The following is a 6,039-nucleotide window of genomic DNA, read 5'->3' as shown; positions in this document are numbered from 1 at the left end:
GATCGGGCATATAAGCCCAGCAGAGTATGAGCGCAAATGCGCCTAGTTAGAGTGTCTACTTTTTGTGGGTAAGACCACTGTAAGTATGAGAAAAGTACTTCTATTTATTTTGGTTCCTTTGACATTTTTGGCCTACCTTACAGCTTTTGGAGTGTTCGAAAGCAATGGTGGAATAGAGAAATTAAGCAAGAAAACTGGTTGGTTGTCACGAATAGTATTTTATCCACTGACATATGAAGTTCCTGAAGGCTGGACGCAAGATATTTCACGAGTTCTCGTCATCCACGCAGCTATTCTATTCTTTGCAATGTCTATTGTTAGATACGCTCAAATGCTTTGTTCTAATACAGTATCAAAGGCTGTATCAACACTATTTGCCATGATGTGTAGCGGATGCATTTATTTGGCATTAGCTCAGTGAATTTATTGCAGTTATTAACTAGGCTAGCAAGGAGACATACGCTCCGGTTTTTAAATTTATGCCGGTTGCTACGCTGGCATAAATTTAAATACCTACCCTGCGAACACTTCTAATGGAGTAACAGGTAGGTCATGGTAAGGAAAGGTGTTACTGCAGCTGATTTTATGAAGCAGCTGGAGGCGGACCCTCAATGTACCGCGCGCCGCCAAGAAAAAGAGGCATAAATTGAAAAGCTGGCGGCGGAATGCAAAGCTGATGAAAAAGGGATCTTAGCTGAATTAGACGAAATTGGTGCAAACGTCAATTATGTTTGGGATCTGGTGAACAATGGGCCTAATCCGCCGTTGAAAACCAGTTTCATAGGGAGTTACGAAATCGCGTATTTGATTCTGGCTCGGCACCAGGGCATCTCGCACCACAAGCGCATTCGTGAGGGCCTCATAAGAGCCCTATCTGAACCTGATGCTTGTGAAGTGGCTGCACAACCGCTCATTGAGCAGCGTTGGGTTGAATCAAAGAAATCACTCCGTTGGGTCATAGTGAAAGGGCTTGAGGTGATGCTACCCCGAGTGGAGATGCAGCGTTGCCCGGAAATTCAAGAGGCGTTTGATGTTGGGTATCTTTAACCAGTTGGTGAAGCCGACCGGTAATTCGCTGCGCCCCGACGGCTTAACCAAGGCATTATTTGCAGCATGAAAAGGAAGATAAGATGAATAAAGTATTTTTGTTTATAGTTGCGGTACTGTTGTCAGCTGTGTCTTCGGCAAAAGAGCCAGAATTTGACGCTGAAAAATTTGCAAATGAATACTTTCAGGCTTTTGTAGCCACTCAAGCGCCAGATGCTAAACCAGAAGATATTGAAAACTATCTATCTTTGCTAAAGGATGATGTAGGGAGCCAGCATATACCTTTTGATACTGATGACTCTCGAAAGCCAGACGGAAAAGTTAGGATGCGCAAAGGCATGACGTACTATTTAGGCTCCCATGACAAGTATAAAGCTGAGCTTCTTGATGTAGTCACATTTGGCAAGAATGGTATGGCAATCCGCTACACGCAGGAGGCCAGCGGTGTGCATCCCGATAACGGTAAATACAACAGTTACAGTAATCAGTTGTTAGTCGTCCTGGAGGTAGAGGAGGGCAAAGTTGGTGTCATACGTATTTACAATGTCCAGTAGACCGCACATAACAGGTGCAGGCAGTCTGCTTCGGCCCTTCAGCCCTCCGTGGGGCGGCCTACGCTACGCTTCGGCCGCCTCTTTTGCGAACGTTAGGTGTAAGGAGCAAGAATGAACGCTGATGAAATGTTCCCTGTCTTCTTTGGTATATGGGGTGTCTTGGGTCTTATTGGCTTCGTCATATTCTTTTTGGGAAAGGATGCTCAGCTCAAGCGTAAGTTGTGGAAGCCCTTTGTAATAGGTACTGGTGCTCTGTTTATCGGTTTTGTTTGCTTTATGGGCTTCGGAGGTGAAACTCTATATATAATGGTGCCAGCCACGGTATTGATTACCTTCCTTAATATTAGGTCAACAAAGTTCTGTGATGCATGCGGCAAAACTATTATCAACCAAAATTTTTTAGTCGAACCGGAGTTTTGCTCAAAGTGTGGAGAAAAGTTGCAGTGAGACATTGGGAAAGCGCCAGTACGGTTGCGTACAGGTCTCTTTGCGCATGCAACAATTTTCCCGCCTAGGCTGGTTCTCAAGTGATGGAGAGTCGGAGATGGGTATTGCTATTTTGGGGTGCCTGGTTTTGGTTGTTAGCGTTCTACAGATACGATTTCCGGGGTTGGCCAGGACATTGAAAAATTCGGAGCCTGAAATATGGGAGAAATTGGGTTCACCTTCTGGCTATTCCTTCTCGGACCTGGGAAATACTTTTTCTCTATATGCCTGGGTACTTTCAAAAAAATTCCTGGATTCCGAAAAGTCAATAATTATTGAGGAAGGCGAGAGGGCTCTTAAAAAGGCGCGTCTAGTAAGGTGTGGAATTATTGTCGGCGTTGCACTAATTGTTTCAGGTTTCGCTCTAGTCCTGGTGCAGTCTATTGCTTAGCAAAGGCAGGTGGTTAGGCTTGAAGTCTTAGGCCCTCTGCGGGATAGTTTGCATTGCGCAGCTTTTTACGCTGCCCATGCGCTTCCAGCATCACGTATAAAGTGCATAAAATAAGCTGCCCCTGCAGGTGGCGTAATGCGAGAATCAATTTGAGAAAATTAACAGTTTTCCTGGTTTTCAACTTCCCGCTTTCTGGATTGGCGGTTGATGTGACTTCAGTCGAGGTTAATCTTTTCTATAACGAAAGTGGTTCTTTCCCGGAGAATATACTGGAGGCTGAGAACTTCTTCCTGTGGAATACTGTTATCGGGGAGGGGAGTGCTTCGGAGCCCGGTGACCGGTTCTTGGTTAAAGTGCAACTCGAAGCCCGAGTAAAAAGTATGTAACAGATAGTGTTGATCTGAAAGTGCTGGCAAAGGATTCTGTGAAATCCTGTACCCTGAAGTTTACTCTGGAGTTCTATTCAGTGAGGCCGGCTCAGCTTATCGAGCTTCAATCGTCGCTGGCCATAATTGCCAGCCGCTTGTAATTGAGGTTGGCAGTGTTGAAAAGGTTGTTGAGTTCTCTTGTGGTGAGTAAGCGCAGAATCAGGGAAAACAGACGAGGGCTAACTATGTACACATTACGCGCTATCACTGTGCTCTATTATCGCGATCGCGGGAACCGTGCACATACCTGGTTGTAATTTAAGCATTGGTCACTTTAGTGATCTCAAAATGCATAACAAGGAAAGAAGGATTTTAACAGTATGAAGGAATATCTTTTCATGGCCCTGCTGGCTATGTCATCCACGGCCAGCGCTATTATCATCAGAGACGACATTGACGATGAGAGGTATCAAATCCCTGCCTCTGCACTACCAGCATTGGCCGATTTCCCGGGTGAAGGGCATGGTGCCCTGATATCCCCTGAATGGGTTGTTACCGCCGCGCATGTGGTTTGCATGCAGGATATCGAAGAGATCACCATTAACGACCTGCCGCGTAAAGTTGAATCCGTAGTCGTTCACTCTGGACACAAGATGCCACCTGACACACTGGTCAAAGAGGCGTTGGCCTCTGGTGACGGCACTGAGCTGCGGGCATTTCTCGCGTCATCCGACGACATTGCACTTGTTAAGTTGAGGGCAGCTGTGACCGATGTGAAGCCAATTTCTCTCTATCGTGTCAGCGAGGAAATGGGCAGGCGTGTCCAGCTAATCGGCAAGGGCGCCACGGGCAATGGCAAAGAAGGTTCGGAGCCCGACGCCGCACATCGCACCACTTTGCGCAGGGCCTTTAACGTGATCTCCAGTGTTGATACACGCTGGATTTCCTACACGTTTGATTCGCCAAATTCTGGCGTTCCACTCGAGGGGATGGCGGGTAATGGCGATAGCGGAGGGCCGGTCCTTGCCAAGGAAGGGGGCCAATGGCAACTTGCCGGGCTTGTCTCCTGGGACTCCAGTCAAAGGGACTTACGTACGTATCGTGGCGCGCGCTACGGTGATGGCGGAAACAATGTTCGCATCTCTCATTACATAGCTTGGATAGAAAGCAAAGTATCTCCGGACAACCAGGTGCAGAGGCCGGATCGGTAAGAGGCTAACTATTGGCTGCAGGCGGATAATCCAAGCCATGGTTGGGCGCGGCATAGATTGCAATCTTAATGTTCAGGACGCTCAAGGAGGAGTCATGAAAAAGGACCTGTTCATTGCGGATTCACTTGTCGCTCTATTCTGCTTTTACCATCTGGCCAGAGTTTTTGGCGCAATTGTGGGTGGCGAGAATTTGAGCGTAAATTCCTACATTTATATGCTGCTCGGGTTTTTTAGCTTATCGATTTTGAAGCTATATGCCACATTCAAGGAAACCGGAGCGCTGGAGAACGGAAATTTCATCGCGCTTTATCTGCAGAGAAAGGCTTTAGAAGAGCAAAAGAAGATCGATGATCTCAGGCGTGGAAGCTCTTTAAGTCGGATAAACCATCCCGCCATAGGTAACCCGGTATGAGAGCAATAGGCACGGGCCAAATAAACGCCGGCAGCAATGCTCACGGCCTTTGTGCCCCTGCGGCCCAGCTTAGCATTTGAGTGCTCTGCGGGGACTATTTACTGCTATTTTGCCTATCGAGGGGCCAAAGTGGGCCGTCACTGTTCATGCCTCTGAGCTCACACTCAAGTCAGTTGTGTTTGGGGAGGGGAAGACATGCCAGAGAAAACCGTTAGTCGAGGGGCAGCTAAAGCTGCAACCGCTCGCCAGTGGATCAGGTTGGTTGCGGTATATCTCCTTATCCCGCTGATTTTGTTGATATCTGGTGGCGACCTTGGTTGGTGGCAGGCATGGCTCTATTCCCTGTTGCTCATAGCGGCCGGTTTGGGCGGGCGCATGTGGGCTGAAATGCGGCACCCTGGACTGATGGCCGAACGGCAGAATATTGAAAACTTCCAGAACGCAAAAGCCTGGGACAAGGTGCTTGCTCCACTGATGGCAGTGAGTATCGGGCTACCTATGGTCATCGTCGCAGGGCTGGACCATCGGTATCACTGGTCTCCAGGCTTCCCCCTATGGCTTAACCTGACGGGCTTCGTGCTGGTCTGCCTCGGATATGCCTTCGCTGCCTGGGCATTGGTGGAGAATCGCTTTTTCTTTAGCGTGGTGTGTATTCGGGCCGATCTTGGGCATATGGTCTGTGACAGTGGCCCCTACCGGCTTGTCCGGCACCCGGGCTATGCGGGAAATATTCTTGCACTGTTCGGTATTGCTGCTGCCCTGGGCTCGGTATGGACGCTGATTCCTGCGGCGGTGGCTTCAATCATCGCGGTGATTAGAACCGTGCTTGAAGACCGGGCCCTACAGAAAGAGTTGCCGGGCTATCGGGACTATGCGTGGCGCGTGCGTTATCGATTGCTTCCGGGGATATACTGAGAGTTCTGTGTGCTGATCCCCCCGGCCAGGGGTTGCGGACACTCAAGTGAGTTAGCCAACTGATGCCGGACGCCGAGCAGCTGCGCTGGTTAGTGCGGGGCTGTATGTAAATTGTACGGCATGTCGCCTGGTTATGCATACTGTTGGGGCGATTGATAGCTGTATATATGAACAGTATTTGTGTAGAGTGGTGGACTATAATCCCAATGCCCAGTACACAAAGGTGATTTATGATCAAGGGAAGCTGTTGTTGTGGGGTGGTCCAGTTCGAGTTAGCCGAGCAGCCAGTTATGATGGGGACATGTCATTGCAGCCGATGCCGGAAAGTGGGTGCAAGCAACCTGGTGTTTGTAAAATCGGAATATTTTCGGCTTGTGAGTGGGCGAGACCAGATATCAGTCTTTAAGGCCATACCTCCCTATAAATATGACCGTTGCTTTTGCTCGGCCTGCGGCACTGCGCTTGGTGAGATTTTATCGGAGGAAGAGTCATTTCCCCTGGCGGCTAACTGTATAGACGGGGATATTGGGCTTGAGAATCAATTCCATGAGTTTGTCTCGGAAAAGCCGGCCTGGCTGAAAATCGGCGATACAGCAAGGCAGTTTGATGAGCACCCCATCGAGCCATAGGCGAAGGCCTGGCCGGGAACTGAAAA

The 6,039-nt window shown here is 48.8% G+C and carries 8 protein-coding genes; all 8 read left to right on the top strand.

Annotated elements, in window-relative coordinates; translation table 11 throughout:
* The first annotated feature begins 85 nt into the window (after positions 1–85).
* The 8 genes from LVD10_RS10840 to LVD10_RS10805 all read left to right on the top strand — a co-directional run bounded on the left by LVD10_RS10840 (position 86) and on the right by LVD10_RS10805 (position 6,013).
* A complete protein-coding gene (locus tag LVD10_RS10840) occupies positions 86–421 on the top strand; it encodes a hypothetical protein (protein ID WP_237063597.1) in 336 nt (111 codons plus the stop codon).
* Between the two features lie 709 nt (positions 422–1,130).
* The gene (locus tag LVD10_RS10835) at positions 1,131–1,601 is read left to right on the top strand and encodes a nuclear transport factor 2-like protein (RefSeq protein ID WP_232940981.1); all 471 of its coding nucleotides are present in this window, start codon (positions 1,131–1,133) and stop codon (positions 1,599–1,601) included.
* Between the two features lie 111 nt (positions 1,602–1,712).
* Positions 1,713–2,048, top strand: a complete 336-nt coding sequence (locus LVD10_RS10830; protein WP_237063596.1) for a hypothetical protein — start codon at positions 1,713–1,715, stop codon at positions 2,046–2,048.
* Between the two features lie 97 nt (positions 2,049–2,145).
* Positions 2,146–2,478 carry a hypothetical protein gene (locus tag LVD10_RS10825; RefSeq protein WP_232940983.1) on the top strand — a complete coding sequence of 111 codons (333 nt, stop codon included), beginning with the start codon at positions 2,146–2,148 and terminating at the stop codon, positions 2,476–2,478.
* 748 nt (positions 2,479–3,226) lie between these two features.
* Positions 3,227–4,057: a S1 family peptidase gene (locus LVD10_RS10820; RefSeq protein ID WP_237063595.1), complete on the top strand. Its 831-nt coding sequence runs from the start codon at positions 3,227–3,229 to the stop codon at positions 4,055–4,057.
* Positions 4,058–4,151: 94 nt separating this feature from the next.
* Positions 4,152–4,469 (top strand): hypothetical protein, encoded by a 318-nt coding sequence (locus tag LVD10_RS10815; protein WP_237063594.1) that lies wholly within the window; start codon positions 4,152–4,154, stop codon positions 4,467–4,469.
* A 195-nt stretch (positions 4,470–4,664) separates the two neighbouring features.
* Positions 4,665–5,384 carry a methyltransferase family protein gene (locus LVD10_RS10810; RefSeq protein ID WP_232940986.1) on the top strand — a complete coding sequence of 240 codons (720 nt, stop codon included), beginning with the start codon at positions 4,665–4,667 and terminating at the stop codon, positions 5,382–5,384.
* Positions 5,385–5,614: 230 nt separating this feature from the next.
* Positions 5,615–6,013, top strand: coding sequence for a GFA family protein (locus LVD10_RS10805; RefSeq protein ID WP_369413279.1), 399 nt, complete (start codon positions 5,615–5,617; stop codon positions 6,011–6,013).
* Positions 6,014–6,039: the final 26 nt, after the last annotated feature.

The organism is Microbulbifer zhoushanensis, assembly GCF_021729055.1.
Lineage (GTDB): Bacteria > Pseudomonadota > Gammaproteobacteria > Pseudomonadales > Cellvibrionaceae > Microbulbifer > Microbulbifer zhoushanensis.
Note: the sequence above shows the minus strand (reverse complement) of the source record. Positions and strands in the feature narration are given on the sequence as shown.